The organism is Arthrobacter pascens (assembly GCF_017052465.1).
GTDB lineage: Bacteria > Actinomycetota > Actinomycetes > Actinomycetales > Micrococcaceae > Arthrobacter > Arthrobacter pascens.
In genome coordinates, this window is sequence record NZ_JAFHKT010000152.1 from 61,334 (window position 1) to 77,506 (window position 16,173).

At 65.4% G+C, this 16,173-nt stretch carries 15 protein-coding genes; 3 read left to right on the top strand and 12 right to left on the bottom strand.

Annotation, left to right across the window (positions count from 1 at the left end; genetic code table 11):
* Positions 1-16: 16 nt before the first annotated feature.
* The 10 genes from JYA52_RS21130 to JYA52_RS21175 all read right to left on the bottom strand — a co-directional run bounded on the left by JYA52_RS21130 (position 17) and on the right by JYA52_RS21175 (position 12,165).
* Positions 17-2,194: an acyltransferase family protein gene (locus JYA52_RS21130; protein WP_276208611.1), complete on the bottom strand. Its 2,178-nt coding sequence runs from the start codon at positions 2,192-2,194 to the stop codon at positions 17-19.
* A gap of 98 nt (positions 2,195-2,292) precedes the next feature.
* Positions 2,293-3,528 carry an acyltransferase family protein gene (locus JYA52_RS21135; RefSeq protein WP_205655352.1) on the bottom strand — a complete coding sequence of 412 codons (1,236 nt, stop codon included), beginning with the start codon at positions 3,526-3,528 and terminating at the stop codon, positions 2,293-2,295.
* Entirely contained in the window at positions 3,525-4,910 is a 1,386-nt protein-coding gene (locus JYA52_RS21140) for a lipopolysaccharide biosynthesis protein (RefSeq protein ID WP_205655353.1), read from the bottom strand. The genes JYA52_RS21135 and JYA52_RS21140 overlap by 4 nt, the downstream gene beginning before the upstream one ends.
* A gap of 43 nt (positions 4,911-4,953) precedes the next feature.
* Positions 4,954-6,108, bottom strand: a complete 1,155-nt coding sequence (locus JYA52_RS21145; RefSeq protein ID WP_307869490.1) for an aminotransferase class I/II-fold pyridoxal phosphate-dependent enzyme — start codon at positions 6,106-6,108, stop codon at positions 4,954-4,956.
* A 21-nt stretch (positions 6,109-6,129) separates the two neighbouring features.
* Positions 6,130-7,146 (bottom strand): SDR family NAD(P)-dependent oxidoreductase, encoded by a 1,017-nt coding sequence (locus JYA52_RS21150; RefSeq protein WP_258006490.1) that lies wholly within the window; start codon positions 7,144-7,146, stop codon positions 6,130-6,132.
* Positions 7,143-8,201, bottom strand: a complete 1,059-nt coding sequence (locus JYA52_RS21155) for a sugar phosphate nucleotidyltransferase (protein ID WP_205655355.1) — start codon at positions 8,199-8,201, stop codon at positions 7,143-7,145. Before JYA52_RS21155 ends, JYA52_RS21150 begins: the two co-directional genes overlap by 4 nt.
* A 5-nt stretch (positions 8,202-8,206) precedes the next feature.
* Entirely contained in the window at positions 8,207-9,361 is a 1,155-nt protein-coding gene (gene neuC / locus JYA52_RS21160) for a UDP-N-acetylglucosamine 2-epimerase (RefSeq protein WP_205655356.1), read from the bottom strand.
* 1 nt (position 9,362) lies between these two features.
* Positions 9,363-10,415, bottom strand: a complete 1,053-nt coding sequence (locus tag JYA52_RS21165; RefSeq protein WP_307869491.1) for an N-acetylneuraminate synthase family protein — start codon at positions 10,413-10,415, stop codon at positions 9,363-9,365.
* Positions 10,412-11,113 (bottom strand): PglD-related sugar-binding protein, encoded by a 702-nt coding sequence (locus JYA52_RS22990; protein ID WP_205655357.1) that lies wholly within the window; start codon positions 11,111-11,113, stop codon positions 10,412-10,414. The genes JYA52_RS21165 and JYA52_RS22990 overlap by 4 nt, the downstream gene beginning before the upstream one ends.
* Positions 11,114-11,115: 2 nt before the next feature.
* On the bottom strand, positions 11,116-12,165 hold the full coding sequence (locus tag JYA52_RS21175; protein ID WP_205655358.1) for a hypothetical protein: 1,050 nt from the start codon (positions 12,163-12,165) through the stop codon (positions 11,116-11,118).
* A 37-nt stretch (positions 12,166-12,202) separates the two neighbouring features.
* Here JYA52_RS21175 and JYA52_RS21180 point away from each other — a divergent pair, with 37 nt between their 5' ends.
* The 3 genes from JYA52_RS21180 to JYA52_RS21190 all read left to right on the top strand — a co-directional run bounded on the left by JYA52_RS21180 (position 12,203) and on the right by JYA52_RS21190 (position 14,952).
* Positions 12,203-13,288 carry a Gfo/Idh/MocA family protein gene (locus JYA52_RS21180; RefSeq protein WP_205655359.1) on the top strand — a complete coding sequence of 362 codons (1,086 nt, stop codon included), beginning with the start codon at positions 12,203-12,205 and terminating at the stop codon, positions 13,286-13,288.
* 72 nt (positions 13,289-13,360) lie between these two features.
* Positions 13,361-14,152, top strand: a complete 792-nt coding sequence (locus JYA52_RS21185) for an acylneuraminate cytidylyltransferase family protein (protein WP_205655360.1) — start codon at positions 13,361-13,363, stop codon at positions 14,150-14,152.
* Entirely contained in the window at positions 14,149-14,952 is an 804-nt protein-coding gene (locus JYA52_RS21190; protein ID WP_307869492.1) for an SDR family oxidoreductase, read from the top strand. The genes JYA52_RS21185 and JYA52_RS21190 overlap by 4 nt, the downstream gene beginning before the upstream one ends.
* 40 nt (positions 14,953-14,992) lie before the next feature.
* On the opposite strand, the gene JYA52_RS21195 is transcribed toward JYA52_RS21190, so the two are convergent.
* Together JYA52_RS21195 and JYA52_RS21200 are read right to left on the bottom strand one after the other, a co-directional pair.
* The gene (locus JYA52_RS21195; RefSeq protein ID WP_205655361.1) at positions 14,993-15,817 is read right to left on the bottom strand and encodes a glycosyltransferase; all 825 of its coding nucleotides are present in this window, start codon (positions 15,815-15,817) and stop codon (positions 14,993-14,995) included.
* Between the two features lies 1 nt (position 15,818).
* A complete protein-coding gene (locus JYA52_RS21200) occupies positions 15,819-16,172 on the bottom strand; it encodes a DUF2304 domain-containing protein (protein WP_205655362.1) in 354 nt (117 codons plus the stop codon).
* Position 16,173: the final 1 nt, after the last annotated feature.

The following is a 16,173-nucleotide window of genomic DNA, read 5'->3' on the forward strand; positions in this document are numbered from 1 at the left end:
GCCCGCGCCACCGTTTCTATCGCAGGGAACGTTCGATGACGTCCTTCAAATACGGAGCCAGCGTCCGAGCGTAGGTCGATGTCATGTGGTGGCCGTCGAAATAGACGACTACGTTGCCGATGACGCTCTGGCAGCGCCCGCTGGAACAGAAGTATTTGTCCATGTTGGCGGTGGCGATACTCGGCAGTTTCAGCTTGGCCGCAGCTTGGCTGAGGGGATCCGGCTGGTGCCACTGTCCGACAGTGCCGGAGCACGCCGCGTAGTCAGGCTCATGGAGGGAAAGGCAGTCCGGCACGGAGCCTGTGGTGGCCAGGGGGTTAGGCGTGTCCTTGAGGACCAGGACACGGGTTCCTGACGAGGCCCACTTTTTCAGATAACTTTCATACCCTGCTGCGGCGGCCGCGAGGTTGCCGGCGCCGCCCGGAGCCCCTTCCACCGGCCGGGCGACGCGTTCTGACGTCACGACGAGGTCGTAGGCGTCACCCGACGTCTCCTGAAGGACCCATTTTCCCCACTCCGCACAACCCGCCCCGGCCTCGGCCGTCGAGAACTTCAGCCTCGCGTCGGTGGCGTTGCAGGCAGAAGCAAGGTACGTCGTAATCGTCCAGCCACGTTCATCCGCGAGGGCCTGAAGGGCCGGCAGCCAGTGGCCCGCATGCGAGTTTCCAACCAGGGCCACACGCGTGGGCCCGGACCCGTACGTGCACACCGGATGTTCTTCGAACGTCGGCTCGAACGACCAGCAATTGTCGGCGTAGGCGTCAGACTTGTCGTTGATGGCGGCTTCAGGAGCCGGAGTCACGGGTCCGCTGGGCTCAGCCGAGCACCCCGCCGCAGTGTTTGCCAAGGCAGCTGCGCCGAAGCACTCGTTTCCTTCCTGCGAAAGAGCCGCCACCTGACCGGCCGACACATCGCTGCGGTGCCGGACTTCGGCAATCTGCCCCACCCCCAGCAGGACGACCACAACCATGCCGGCCGTTGCCGCCAGAAATGTGGAGCTGAGCTTCTGGCCGCGCGGGGCGGTACGGAAGCGGTCCTCAACGAACTTCTTGGTCAGCCAGGACAAAACCACTGTGAGGGCCAGGATGAAGCACTTGTCCCAGAGGCTCAGGCTTCCTCCGCTGACGTAGGGGACCAAAACAATGAGCGGCCAATGCCAAAGGTAGACCGAGTAGGAGAGGTCGCCCAGGACCCGAACCGGCGCCTGCTTGAGGACCTGTGTCGGGGAATGCCGCTGCTGGGCATCAGCCCAGATAACAGCCGCCGTTCCCGCCACCGGGAGAAGAGCGGTATAGCCGGGGAATGGCGTGCTGCCGCTGTACAGGACTCCCGCTGCCACGATGGCCGCGATGCCGGCCCAGGCAAGCAGCGAGTCCCAGGAACGCGCCTCCCTCGCCGTTCGCGAGGCGGCGAACGTTGCGACGAGGCCGCCCGCGGCCAGCTCCCACATGCGCGTGGGGGTGACGAAGTACGCGCTGGCAGGCGTGAACGCGGTCGCATAGATGGAGTAAGCCAGGGAAATGGCGAAGACTCCGCCAACGAGCATTTGTGCCGACGTTGTTCGGCTCCACCGGAGCCGGGCCGCAAGATAAAAGACTGCGAAAAACAGGACGGGCCAGACCAGGTAGAACTGCTCCTCTACCGACAGGGACCAGAAATGCTGCACCGGAGAGGCAGCGTTTTCCGCCGCCAGATAATCGACGGAGCCGGAGGCCAGGGTCCAGTTCTGGACATAAAGTGCTGAGGAGATGATTTGGGCGGCCGTGTCTTCCCAGCGCGATGCGGGAGCTACGATCCGCGTTGCAACAGCCGTCACTCCAAGGACGAGCAGCGACGCCGGAAGGAGACGCCGCACTCGACGCCGCCAGAAAACTGCCAGGTCACGTCCAGTCACTGGTGGACTCGAGAGAATATGGGACGTGATCAGGAAGCCTGAAATAACAAAGAAGACATCCACACCCACGAAACCGCCCGTCAGCCGGTTCGGCCACAGGTGGTAGATGACAACCATGCCCACCGCCAACGCCCTGAGTCCTTGGATATCAGCACGGATTCGCCCTGGAGAGCCCGCGCCCTTACCGGACTTGGACCCCGCTGCAGAAGCGGCTCGTTGGAGCGTTGCGGGATCTGCGGTCACGTGGGAAGCTCCTACTTTTCGGGTCAGGGTGGCAGTTTTCGGGCAAGGCAATCCCATCTACGATACCCGGTGGGACCCCGCCCTCGCATTTCCAGTGCCGCCGCGGCGGCCGGCTCACGGGGCGTGCAGCGCTCCGTGCCGCCCCCAGGAGCGGGTTATTTCTGCAGCGGTGCTGCGTCCTTGCTGCGAGGGAGGAAGTGCCGCTTCAGCCATTTGCCGACCTTGTGGAAGTGGCGCTCGACTAGGAGATAGTACGCGTAGGCAAGGAGGTTGCAGAGGATCAGCGACAGGAGAATCAGCTGCCACGCCGACAGCACGGAGTGCAGGTGGAACCAGATGTACGTAATCACCGAGAAGTGCACGAGATACAGGGAGTAGCTGAAGCTGGAGAGGAAGATGCTGCCGGAGACAAACCACTTGCCGGCAGACGCCCGAAGGCCGCCCTGGGCGGGGACGTTCCCGGCGTCGGCGGTACGCGCAGCCCTTCCTTCCAGCGCAAAGAACAGGTGGCAGAACGCCACGGCCGACGCCGCGACCGTCACGGCTGCGTGGAGGTTTTGCCCGGTGTAGTGAAGGCCCGCCGCGAACACGGCAGAAGCCAGGCCAAAGAGCCACAGGTGCGCCGACACGCGTATCCTCCGCAGGGTCGGGGCCGCGATGGCGTACAGCATGCCGATGATCCAGGCCAGGGATTCGTAGGATCCGTGGGCCATGTAACCGACGGGGACGGCGATGGCGAACAGCAGGAGGGCCACCCGCAGGATCCCCATCCGCTTGCCGCTGAGCACAGTAAGCGCCAGGATCCCGAACGCCACATAGATCCACCATTCCGCCGTTACGGACCAGAGCGGTGCGCCCGTCCCCACGGGACCGACGTCGATCCAGGTGGTCGAGGTCCGGACGGCAACCTCCTGGAGCACCGGGTGGTTGAACAGCATCGTGAAGCTGCCGGCAATGGCCTGGGGGCTGAGATCGATATTGATGAAGGGCAGGCGCCTGGAACCCTGGAACACGAGGAAATCGAAGGCAACGATCAGTGCAACGGCCGGCAGGAGGGGGTAGACAACCCGTGCGACCCGGTCCATCAGGTAGTTGCCGAACGTAAACCCTGCGTGGCTCCGTTTCTTGAGCACGGCGCTGGTGATCAGATACCCCGAGAGGACGAAGAAAATGACCACGGCGAAGGACTGGATGTAGAAGACGCGCTGCCCGGGGACCATGAAGATGCCCGGCACGAAGATGTTGAGTGCATGACCCAGGACGACGGCCTGTGCGGAAATGCCACGGGCAAAGTCGAAGAAGACAATCGTCCGCGGTGCCGGCTTTGCCGCCTTGTGTTCCGTGGCCGTCTTTGGCGGTGCCGCAGTTTCCAGGCTGCTGGTGCCAGTCATTGTGAAGCCTTTCCCGTCCGCTTTGCCCTGCGCCGGTGCCATAGTGCGAGTCCGCACACCGACGCCACGGCCAATACGCCTGCCGTGATGATGCCGGACACGATGTCCCGCGGCACCATCAAGAGCACCACGACATACCCGACCGCGGCAAGACAGCACAGCGCATAAGTGCGCATCGGCCACCCGCCGGGGGCCCGTCGTCGTGCCACCAGGAAGTAGACGCCGCCCAGCAGGAAAAACGACACAGCAGACGTTGCAGCCATGAGCACCAGGTTCCCGTTGGAGGCCGGCCAGAGGGCCCCCAGGGCTGAAATGACCAGCACCGACGGCGTCACGACCGCCAAAATCCACGTCACCTTGTCGGCGAACAGTAGCGAGGAGGCGTTCAGGTACAGCAGGTACCCCAGGGCGATCAGGGGCATGATCTGCGCCACCGGAATCAGGTCTTCCCGCCCGACGGCCATGACATGGGTCACCACGTTGGCCCCGCCGCTCGCCACCACGACGATGGCCAGGCCGGCGAAACTTGCGGTCTTCATCACTGAACGCATGCGTTCCGGCCGCTCATCCGGCTTCGCCGACATGATCGCCGGCACCCAGGCGTTGTTCAGTGCCCCCAGCAGCGTCACCGTTCCCAGGACAAAGATCTGCACCTTGCCGTAGTCGCCGGAGACGCCCTCCGCTGCCACGGCTGCCAGGAGAAAGGCCGCCCCCTGGGTGAGGAGCATCATCGATCCCGTGTGGGGAAGCACGGGAAGGCCAATAAGCAGCGCCTCTTTCGCGGCGCCGGGCACGGCGAAAGGCTGTGACGGCGGGGCGACGAACAGCGCCGCAAGGGCTGTCAGGCAGACAGCGGCGCCGAAGCCCACCATGAAGACACTGGCCGAAGCACCCACTAGGAGCATCGCAATGAGTCCCACGCCGTAGGCGGCCACGGATGAACCAAGGCTCAGCATGACAAAAGCAACCGGACGTCCCTGCGCCCGCAGCAAGGCCTGGGCAGCCAACACGGTGGCCAGCAGGCCCATGGTCAGGAGCGCAATGGTGAAGCTGAATGTTCCTTCGCTGTCGCGCGCCAGCCACCAGTACACGGCTGCCGCGAGGATGCCCACAACCGCGCCGAACACGCTGAGGAAGCCGCTGATCGAGCGTGCTTTGGCGGCGCCGTTATGGTCGAACCACGTCTTGGTGATCGCCAGCGGAAGTCCCGCGGCTCCGAGCACGACGCCGACCTGGATGACGGAGACGGCCAGGAAGAGTTCCTGCCACTCGGCATCGCTGTTGAGCACGCGCAGGGCGAACGGCTGCACCAGGAAGATGCCCAGGCCCTGCATGAGTGCGCCCGCCAGATACAGGACCGAGTTCCTGCCGGTTCTTTCCATGGCGCTGCTGTTCCCGGACTCGGCAACATCTGCCCGCCCGGCGCTACTCACCGTTGAGTCGTAGCCATTCGTGGACACGCTCGATGACCCGGTCCTGGTCGTCATCCGTAAGGTCAGTCGAGCAAGGGAGCGAAAGGCCGCGGGCGAACAGGTCTTCACCGGTGGCGCCGTCGAGGGTCAGTTCATCCTTCAGGGGCGGCTGCATGTGCAGCGGCCGCCACAGGGAACGCGATTCGATGTTGACCTCGGCCAGGAAGTCCTGCAGTTCATCCCGGGCCCCGGCACCACGCGATGCAGGGACGAGCACCGAGTACAGCCAGTACGTGGACTCCTGCCCGGGAAGGTTGGGCGGTGTCTGGATGCCGGTACCGGCAAAGGCGTCAGCGTACCGTGCCGCGATTTTGCGCTTGGTGGCAACAAACCCGTCCAACCGCTCCAACTGCGCCACCCCGAGGGCAGCGGCGATGTTCGTCAGCCGGTAGTTGAAGCCAATTTCGTCATGCAGGTAACCGCGGTCCGGGAGCCGGGCCTGCGTCGACAGGTGCTTCGCCTTCGCCGCCAGTTCAGGATCGTCGGTGGTGAACATCCCGCCGCCACCGGTGGTCATGATCTTGTTTCCGTTGAACGAGAACGCACCCATGTGGCCGACAGTCCCGACGTGGCGGCCTTCCAGCGGCCCCTCGGTCCACATGGCGCCGAGGGCCTCGGCAGCATCTTCGATCAGGATGATGCCGTATTCATCCGCAAGTTCCCGCGCGGCATGGGCATCGGCGGGCTGGCCCAGGATGTGCACGATCTCGATGGCCTTGGGCAGCTTCTCCCCCGCCGCCGTCCTGCGTTCGATCTCGCGGCGCAGGCTATCGACATCCATGCACCAGGTCTCGGCCAGCGAGTCCACGAGCAGCAGGTCGGCGAACTGGTAGGACGCCGCGTTGGAACTTGCCATGAAGGTGAAGTCCGACACGGCAACCAGGTCCCCCGGCTGAACGTCGGCGAGGCGCATCGCAATGTGCAGCGCCGCCGTTCCCGAAGCGCATGCCACGGCGTGCTTGGCGCCGACGTAGTCAGCGAACTTCTCTTCGAATTCGGAGACAAACTGCCCCACGGACGAGACAAACCCGCTCGCGACGGCTTCGTTGACGAGTTCGGCTTCACGCTCGCCGATATTGGGGACAGCTAGTGGGATACGGCTCGCCACAATTGACCTTTCTGGCAACACTTATCGGGAGTAACGTGCGGCTGCGGAAAGGTCCACGCCGCGGGCCTTGATCCACTCGGCGGATTCGCGCAGGCCCTCTTCGAGGCTGACCTGCGGTGCCCAGCCCAGTTCGGCCAGCGCCTGCGACGGGTCCGACAGAAGGTGCATGACTTCGCTGGCTTCCGGGCGGACGCGCTCGTCCTGGGTGATGATTTCCGCCGTCGATCCGGTGACCTTGCGGGCCATTTCAACGAGTTCCCCGATGGAGACGTCGTAGCCGGTACCGAGCTGGATGACCTGGCCCTCCAGCGGGATGTCCGCGCTGGCTGCCTTCAGGAATCCGTCGGCAGTGTCCGTGACGTAGGTGAAGTCGCGGCGTGGGGTCAGCGAGCCGAGGTGGATCTTGTCGGCTCCGGCAACCATCTGCTGCAGCACCGTGGGGATCACGGCACGCGCGGACTGCCGGGGACCATAGGTGTTGAACGGGCGCAGCACCACGACGGGCGTCTCGAAGGAGCTCGCCCACGCCTCGCAGAGCTTGTCGGCGGCGATCTTCGTCGCGCTGTACGGGGACTGGCCGCGGAGCTCGTTTTCAATGGTGATCGGCACGGTCTTGGGGGTGCCGTAGACCTCGGACGTGGAGGTGTTGACCAGCCGCGGCACGTTGTGGCGGCGCACGCCCTCGAGGACGTTCAGCGTGCCCACGACGTTCGTTTCCACGTACGAGCGGGGCGCCTCGTAGGAGTAGGGAATTGCGATGAGGGCTGCGAGGTGGAGGACGACGTCCGAACCGGCAACCAGGTCGGAGACGTACTCCGCGTCCCGGATGTCGCCGAGGCGCAGATCGACGGAGTCACGCTCTTCGGGGCTCAGGTCATCAAGCCACCCGTAGGAACCGTTGGAGTTGTACACGCAAAGGGCGCGCACGTTGGCACCCTGGGCGATCAGCCGCTGGGTGACATGGCTTCCGATGAAGCCGTCCGCGCCCGTAACAACCACGGTCTTGCCCGTAAGGTTCTGCTGAATCAAGGTGATCACTGGCCTTTCGCTGTTGCTAGGTCTTTGGGAGTTCCGACGTCGATCCAGTCGGATTCGATCGGCCATGCGGCCACTGTCTTGGACTGCTCAATGCAGGCCTGAACGAGTTCCGGCATGGAAAAAGGTTCAAGGTAGGGCACCAGCGCGAGTGCCTCCGGCGACACGGCGTAAATGCCCGTGCTGATTTCGAATTCAATGCTCGGCTTCTCCACCACGGCCGAGATGGAGCGCCCTTCGCCGATGTCCAGGACGCCGAAGGGCACCTGGTGGACGTACGGGCGGGCAGCGACGGTGACGCTGGCGTTCTTGGACGCGTGGAAGGCGAGGAGTTCCGCCGCAGAGTAGCGCACCATGAGATCCGCGTTGGTGACGAGCACCGGCTCGGAGATGTCAGGCCGCTCGTGGTACAGCAGCCCCAGCGCGCCGGCGGTGTTGAGGGGCTTGGCCGGGTCCTCATGCAGATACTTGATCGTGCAGCCGAGCCGGGAGCCGTCGCCCAGGTGATCCATGATCTTTTCGGCCAGATACGCCACGGAAACATAGATGTTCGTGACGCCCGATTCGACCAGGCCAAGGATGATCCACTCGATGATGGTCCGGTCGGCGACGGTCATCAGCGGCTTCGGGGTGTCCTTGGTCAGCGCGCCCAGGCGCGTGCCCTTGCCTCCGGCCATGATGACGGCAATGTTGTTCAGCGACGTCCGCCCGACGATGTCGTTGAGGGTATGCAGCCCGACGAGCTTGCCGGAATCGTCAACCACCGGAACTTCGCTGATCCGCAGACTGCGCATCAGGTCCAGCACCGAGGCGCGGGTGGCATCCGGCCCAACGACGTGCGGTGCCCTGTTGGCGTACTCGTGGACGAGTCCGTCGAGTTCGGCTCCCTTAAGCAGGCCGCGGCGGATGTCGCCGTCGGTAAGCACGCCTTGGAGCTTGCCTGCCTCGTCGGTGACGAGGGCGATCGCGGACGCACCGCGGTCGATGGTCTCCAGCGCCTGCCTAACGGTGGCGTCCTGCCCGATGCAGACGTTGCCGAGGGGCCCGTCAATACTCATACGTGTCATTCTCCAGCGCCGATGTCAATGAAGGCTTTGGTCAGCGGCGTCCGTCCGCTGCCAACCACTACGCGTTCGATCCGTTCTGACGAATGCGAGTCCCCGTACAGATTGACCACCTGACGGGACAAATCCTGGAACTCCGCGCTCAAAGCCTTTTCAATACTAGCGTGGATCCCCGGACGCTCGTCGCGGCAGTGGATGACGTTGGCGCCGCTTTCGCGGCCTTTTTGCCGATCTCCGACGTTGACGACCGGCACGGAGAACGTTGCAGCCTCGAGAATGCCCGAGGAGGAATTACCCACCAGGGCATCGATGGTGGCCATGACGCGCGGGTAAAGCGGCCCCAGGCTTTCCCGCACTATCGCGGTGCCGCCGGCGGCAATCTCTTCAAGTTCTGCCACGATTTCGTGCCGCCCGGCGTCAAAGCCCGGATATGTCAGAATCGCGGTGCCTGCGGCGGCAATGGACTCGTCGAATACCTGCCGTGCCAACGCGCCGGCGTTCCCGGACATCTCGGCTGTGGGCGGGTGGTACGTGACCATCAGCAGCGGACGGACCAGGGGCCGGCCAAACTCTGCCTGGAACTCTTCCTCTGTCAGGGGGTTCGGCTCCCTGAACCGGTCGAGCCCCGGGGCACCTGTCTGATGAATCCGTTCCGGCGATTCGCCAAGCTGGGCCACCCGGCGTGCGGCCCCGGCCGTGCTCACACAGTGCTGGTCCGCCAGTTTGGTCACCGCGTGCCGGACTCGCTCATCGAGCGCCCCTTCGGTGACTTCCCCGCCATGGAGATGCACCAGCCTCACGCCTGAGACAACAACTGCCGGCACCACGTAGAGCAGCTCCCAGCGGTCGCCAAGAACAACGACGGCGTCCGGCTGGCTCCGCTGAATCAGCTCGGCCATGTTCCCGGACAGTTTCGGGCCCAGCGCCAGCTGGCCCGGAGCGGAGGCATCATCCAGGTGGAGCCCCAGGTCATGGTGCACGAAGGCGCCGTCCTGGAGTCCTGCCTCCCGCAGCCGGCTGGCTGCTGTCCCGGCCGGGAAACCGACAGCAGTTGCCACGTGCAACTCGACGTCAGGATTTCCGGCCAGCTGGACAAGGACCGGGGCGAGTGGGAAGAGATCCGCCCGCGTCCCTACGAACCCCAGCACCCGCATGTCAGGCCAGGTCTTCGGCGGTCATCGGCGTTCCGGCCTTGATGGCACGGCCTGCGGAGCGGCCCACAACGTGGGCGGACGGCAGGAGTCCGCCTTCTGGGCGGAGGATGGCGACGTCGGCCTCCGTGATCACGGCACCTGCAGCGATGTCCCGTGCGGCGTGGAAGGAGCGCCGCACCAGCCCGGCGTTGGCTTCCTCGCTGGGCATCCTGCGCTTGTTGCCGTCTCCCAGTGCCCGGTAGACGTCGCGGACGGAGCGCACGTAGTCCTCGAACTCGTCCCGCTCAAGCGACGCGGAATGGTCCGGACCGTTGCGTGTCTTGTCCGTGGTGATGTGCTTTTCCAGCAGCGTCGAGCCCAGTGCCGTGGCCGCGATGGCCGTCAGGGAGCCCGGCGTGTGGTCGGACCAGCCGACCTCGACGCCGAATTCCTTCCGCATCGCGGGGATGGCGAGCAGGTTGGCCTCGTCCAGGGGTGCGGGGTAGGCAGAGACGCAGTGCAGCAGGACGGTCGCGGGCGCTTTGGCCGTCGCCTCGAGCGCCGCGGCGATCTCTTCCCGGGTTCCCATTCCCGTGGACACGATCATCGGAATGCCGAATTCCGCAATGGCGGCCAGGTAGGGAGTGTTCGTCAGCTCTCCCGAGCCGATCTTGAGTCCCGGAACGCCAATGTCCGCAAGCATCCGTGCGCTGTCGTAGTCGAAGGGGGTGGAGAGGAACGTGATCCCCCGCTCGGAACAGTGGTCCCGCAGCTCAACCCAGGCGGTCTCGGGCAGCGTCAGGCGCCGCAACATCTCGGACTGGGACTCCGCGAACCCGGCCTTCTTCTGGTACGGCGTGGTGTCGGCCGCTTCCGTGACCAGGGATTCAGGCTTGAAGGTCTGGAACTTCACTGCGTTGGCGCCGGTGTCGGCAGCCATGTCGATAAGTTCATGGGCAACTGCCACGTCACCGTCGTGATTCACTCCCGCCTCGGCAATGATGAAGACTTCCTCGTCAGGGCCGATGCGGTGCGGACCGAACGTCACATGCTGGGCTTTGGATTCGATGGTCACAGGGTTGCGCCTTTCTTGGATGTCAATTCCCGGGCCGGAACACCAATGTAGGTTGCTCCCCCGGCGAGATCACGCGTCACGACAGCGCCCGCACCGATCACAGACAGTCCTCCCACGGTGCAGCCGGGAAGGACACGGGCGCCTGACCCAACAAATACTCTATTGCCCACGAACGAGGCCCCCAAAAGCACCGAACCGGGGGCGAGGTGCGTGCCGGCTCCGACTCCGGACTCGTGTTCGACAATCGCGCCCGTGTTGATGATGACCGCTGAGCCTATGTCCGCCAACGGGCCTACGTGGGCGTGCTCGCAGACCTGTGACAGGGCCCCGAGGCGGGCGGTCGGGTCAACGGTTGCACTTGCTGCGACCAACGGACCGGTGAGCCGGCTCAGTTCCGGCGAGGCGATGATCGATTCCGCGATGCGGCTCCGGACGCCGTTGTCCCCGATGCCGACGGCGATCGACAGGGACGATTCGGCGGCAAACCTCAGCGCTTCGTCGTCGTCGAAAAACACCCGCGGGGTGCGGCCGTCGGCGGCGGCGAACGGGCTGAGGCTCCGTTCCGACGCTGCGGAGTCCCGGGCCGCTCCGGCCAGGCCTGCGTCAGAAACGGCGGCCACGTGGTCTCCGCGGCCGTTCACGATCGACGCGAGGCTGCGCGCGTGCCCGGACGCCCCGATGATCAGCCAGGCGCCCACCCCTAGAGCCGGCCCGACTCTTTGAGCCTGACCGCCTCGACCGCGACCGCAGGCGTGAGCTTCGGCAGCGGGGAGGGCAGGTGTTTGAGCGGGTGGCGGAGGAAATGGATCGGGGACAGGCCGGCTTCGCCGCTGTGGGCACCTTCGGGGCGTTTCCGCAGCCCGAGGACCGCCTGGGCTTTCTCCAGGGGACCGCTGGCCCAATAATCCCAGAACGCGCCGACCGAGCGGCTGTTCCAGCCGAGCAGGCTCTTCAGTTCGGTCGGGGACTTCATGTCCTGCACACCGAGTTCCATGTCGGCTATGCGCTTGAGCTCCGCATTGTCCGGGGACGGCTCATAGAATTCCGGCCACAGCTCACGCATCCGGAGTCCGGGATCGGTTTCCGCGTTCTGGCCGAGCTGGAAGTCCGGTCCGTAGATCTCCACGTCAGCGCCGGCAGCCGCAGCGTAGAGGAGGGCCGTAGACATGCGGTTCGAGACCACTTTCTGCGCGGAAGCCATCATCCAGAGAATCCGCCCCAAGAACTGCGGGTCCCGGCGGTCGCCCGCGCTGATGACGCTGTGCCCCGCGTCCGTCCAGGCGCTGTAGATCTCAGGGTGCTCGAGGTCCTCGATATGGAGGCACACCGTGGCCGGTCCGTCACGGCGGAGGACCTCCTGTGCGAACCCGTCGTGGTCGCCGCTGACTTTCACCAGTGCTGTTCCGTGGAGGGGCAGCACCAGGGGGCCCAGCGTCCGGTCCGGCAGGCCGCCCTTATCCCGCACCGCCTTCTGGAGATACAGGAACGGCGCCCCGACGGCGGTGATCATGCTGGATCCGTCCGGGAAAAGGTTCTCGGGCCCTTCGGGCGAGTATCCCCGCGACGCCGACGTCCAGACCAGCCGCTTCCGGTTGGCACCACGGTCATTGAAGTCTGCAAACTGGGCCAGGACAGGCGATTTGACCGTCCATCCGTGCTGCACCAAGCCCGGAATGTGGTGGATCCTGTTCATTCCGCAGTGGTGCGCGAATGCCGCAGAGTGACCGTAATAGTGATTCTGGATATCCATTTAGAGTAGCGGCGCCTTGAGCAATAGAGTTGAGCAGATGACGCTCACATCATACTTGGATGTCTCTCCCGCCTTGGCTCCGGTGCCTTCGGCCCGGCTGGCCGGGCGGCCGGAGGGGGGCCGCAGGACGTCCGCTCTGGTGAGGGGCACCGGCTCCATTGGCGCCCGGCACTTGCGTGTGCTGGAGGAGATGGGTGTCGACGACATCTTCGCACTCCCCGTCCGTCCGACTACGAGCCTTGCCGGCCGGAGCGACATTCCCGCCTCCGTCAAGTTGCTCACCAAGTACCCGGAAACAGACATGGACCTGGTGATCATCGCCACCGACACGGCGCGGCACGTCGATGACGCCCTGGAGGCCCTGGACCATAGCCCCAAGGCACTCCTGCTGGAGAAGCCGGTCAGCCAGGATGCGGCGAGTGCCCGCACCCTTTCGGCGCACGCGAGGGCCGACACCATTTCCGTGAGCGCGCCGCTGCGGTTCCATCAGGGACTCGCGGTCCTGGCCGACCTGCTTCCGCGCATGGGCCAGGTCACCAGCGCCCAGGTGCGCTCCCAGTCCTGGCTGCCGGCGTGGCGCCCCAACCGCGACTACCGCGACAGCTACTCGGCCCGCGCTGCCGAGGGCGGGGCCCTGCGCGACCTCGTCCACGACATCGACTACCCCGTCATGCTGCTCGGCGCGCCCTCCTCCCTGCAGGCCACGTTGGGGCACGGGGTGCTCGGCATCGAGGCCGAAGAATCGGCCGACCTGCTGTGGGGCGGCCACGGAGCCGTCCACATCCGGCTGGACTACGTCAGCCCGGTCAAGACCCGCAGCATCCGCATCAGCACCACCGACGGCGCGTTGTGCTGGGACGTGGTACACAACGAGATCGCCGTCGACATTGCGACGGCGGCAGGCGTCCAGCGGAGTTCGATCCGCTTTCCGGATGATGCTTCGGTCGATGTGGCCCTCGCCCGCCAGACCCTTGCTGTTCTGGAGCAGGCCGGCGTGTCCACCGGCAACCTGATGGCCCGGTTTGTGCCGGCAGCGCTTGCGGACGGAATCCGTGCCGTGGCCATCTGCGACGCGGCCCGGGCCGCCCACTCCTCCGGCGGGAAAGAACCGATAGTGTGGTAATCAGCTTCAGCTGCAGACAACTTCAGCGTCCGATCCGGCACGCTAGGTACGACTCCCGAGGGCAACAACACCATGACTGATACTTCCATCCGCCCCCGCGTCCTGGCGGTCATCCCGGCACGCGGAGGATCCAAAGGGCTACCCGGCAAGAACATCCGCCCCCTGATGGGCAAGCCGCTCCTGGCCCACTCCGTCGCGCTGGCAGCTCTCCTGGGCGATTCCGTCAGGTGCATCGTGTCAACCGATGACGAGACCATCGCCGAAACGGCCCGTGCAGCCGGCGCAGAGGTCCCTTTCCTGCGTCCCGCCGAGCTGGCGTCGGACACGGCACCCATGAGCGTGGTGCTCCGCCACGCTCTGGCCGCCATGGAGGAAATCGACTCGGTGGCTTACGACATGGTGCTGCTGCTGGACCCGACAAGCCCGACCCGCACGCCCGAGCGGGTGCGCGAGGCCATCGACGCCCTCGTGGCCACGCCGGAACTGGACGGCGTCGTTGCAGTCTCCGAGCCTTTCTTCAACCCGACCTGGGTGGGCGTGCGGCCTGAAACCGACGGCCCCGGCCTGGTGAGGTACTTCGAGGAAGGAACAGGCGTCGTCCGCCGCCAGGACGTGCCGCGGTACATGCGCATCAATGGAAGCTTCTACGTCTGGCGGGCAGACTTCATCCGCCGGCTGGAAACCAGCTGGTTCGACGAGGGCCGCCACGGGTTCGTGGAAATACCGGAAACGCATGCTTTCAGCATCGACGACGAACACGAGTTCCGCCTCGTTGAGGCGGTCGTCGGAGCGGGACTGGCCCCGCTGCCGGGCTACCAGCCCGACAATGCCCCCGGCGCGGCCGCCACGGAGCCGGCCAAGTGACCGGCCTGGACGGGCTGGACGGCCTCTTCAGCCTTGAAGGGCGCCGGGCACTGGTCACCGGAGGCGCCGGTCCCCTGGGCCGGGTGCTGGCCGGGACTCTCGCCGCCCAGGGGGCCGACGTCGTTGTATCGGACGTCGCCGCCGACGCCTGCGAAGAAGTAGCGGATCAGCTGGCGCGCCAGTACGGCGTGAAGGCCACGGCGGTAGCGGTCAACCTGCTGGAAGACGGCGGCACGAACGAACTGGCCGGGGCCATTGACGGGCCGCTGGACATCCTGGTGAACAATGCTGCCTTCACGGGCACCTCGGGGATCCCCGGCTACGCCGTCCCCTTCGCGGAACAGACCGACGAGGCCTTTGAGCTGGCGTCAAAACTGAACCTTCGCGTGCCGTTTTCGCTCGCCCGCGAACTCGCGCCGAAGCTCTCGGCGGATGGACGAGGCTCGATCATCAACGTGTCGTCAATTTACGGGATCGTGGGACCGAACATGGGCCTTTACGAAGGCACGGTCATGGGCAACCCCGCCGCTTACGGCGCCACGAAGGGCGGCATCGTCCAGCTCACGAGGTACCTGTCCACCGTGATGGCCCCTGCCGTGCGCGTCAATGCCTTCGCGCCCGGAGGGATCGCCCGGGGCCAGGCCGGGGAGTTCACCGAACGGTACGAGAAGCTGACCCCGCTGCAGCGGATGGCCACGGAGGACGACTTCCGCGGCGTTGTCGCCTGGCTCGCCTCGGACGCTTCCCGGTACGTCACCGGCCAAACGATTGCGGTCGACGGCGGCTGGAGCGCCTGGTAGGCGCCCCGCGTTTGCGGCGGACTAGCGGGTGTCCGGCGGACTAGCGGGAGGCTGCGGTTCGGATGCGCCGTATCAGGGACGGCGGCAGGTAGTACATCATGTACAGGGCCGCACGGAATGCCGTGTTGCGGATCAGCTGGCTGCCCGCCGACTTCCCCAGCAGCAGGGCGAGATCCTTGCGCCCGGCATAAACAGTCTTGACGTAGGACGCGCGGGGATGGACGCCCCGGCTGGTTTGGTCGGGGTGGATGCGGTACTCGACGACATCGGCGTCGAGGACCGCCATGCGTCCGCGCAGCGCCAGGCGCAGCCAAAGGTCGTAGTCTTCCATCTGCCGCAGCGGCTTATACCCGCCCGCCGCCCGGTAGTCAGCGGCACGGAACATGATCGCCGACTGGACGAGAACGTTCTGCTCCAGCAACTTCCCCCGCACGTCAGTGCCTGATGCGTGTCCGAAGGCTCCGATTCGCGCACCATCCTCGTCAATCCACGGCGCCTGGCCGGTCACGGCCACGGTGTCCGGATGCTCACGCAGGTACGCGACCTGCCGGGCGAATCGGCCGGGCAGTGCGACGTCGTCGGAGTCCAGCCGGGCAATGAATTCGCCCCGGGCGTGCTTGCACGCCTCGCGCAGGGCATGCCCCACGCCTTGGGAATTCGTACCGTGGACCAGCCGCACCCGTGGGTCGGAGGCCCATTCCGTGCCCGGGGTCAGTTCCACGCCGTCAAGGTAGAGGATGAGCTCGAAGCTGGCGCCGGTCTGGTCTAGAACGGAGGTAACCGCCCGGTCCAGCCACCGGTGCATGCTGTTGGTCGGAATGATCAGCGAGACATCCACCGTGGGTTCTGCCGGTTCTGCGGCCATATTATTTGCCGTCCGTTTCCCAGACTCTCGGAGTCTCGTCGATGGCAATCCTCCGCGACAGCTTGGTCAGCGAGATCTCGGTCTGGCGAAACCGCTGGTACGTGGTGGCCATGAAGATCAGCAGCCAGACAACAACGCCGTACAGCACGAGGTCGGTGCCCCTGCCGATCCCAAACCATCCCGCGACGGTGGTGAGCAACTGCGGAAAGAAAATGGACAGGGCGGCCACGAAAGTGAAGACCATCAGCATGAGGCGGCGGATTGCCAGGTGCCTTGCGTTGGACCCGCCCCGCATGAGGATCATCGCGACGAGGACGACAGCGAGGACCAGGATGACCTGGATGACGATTAGCATT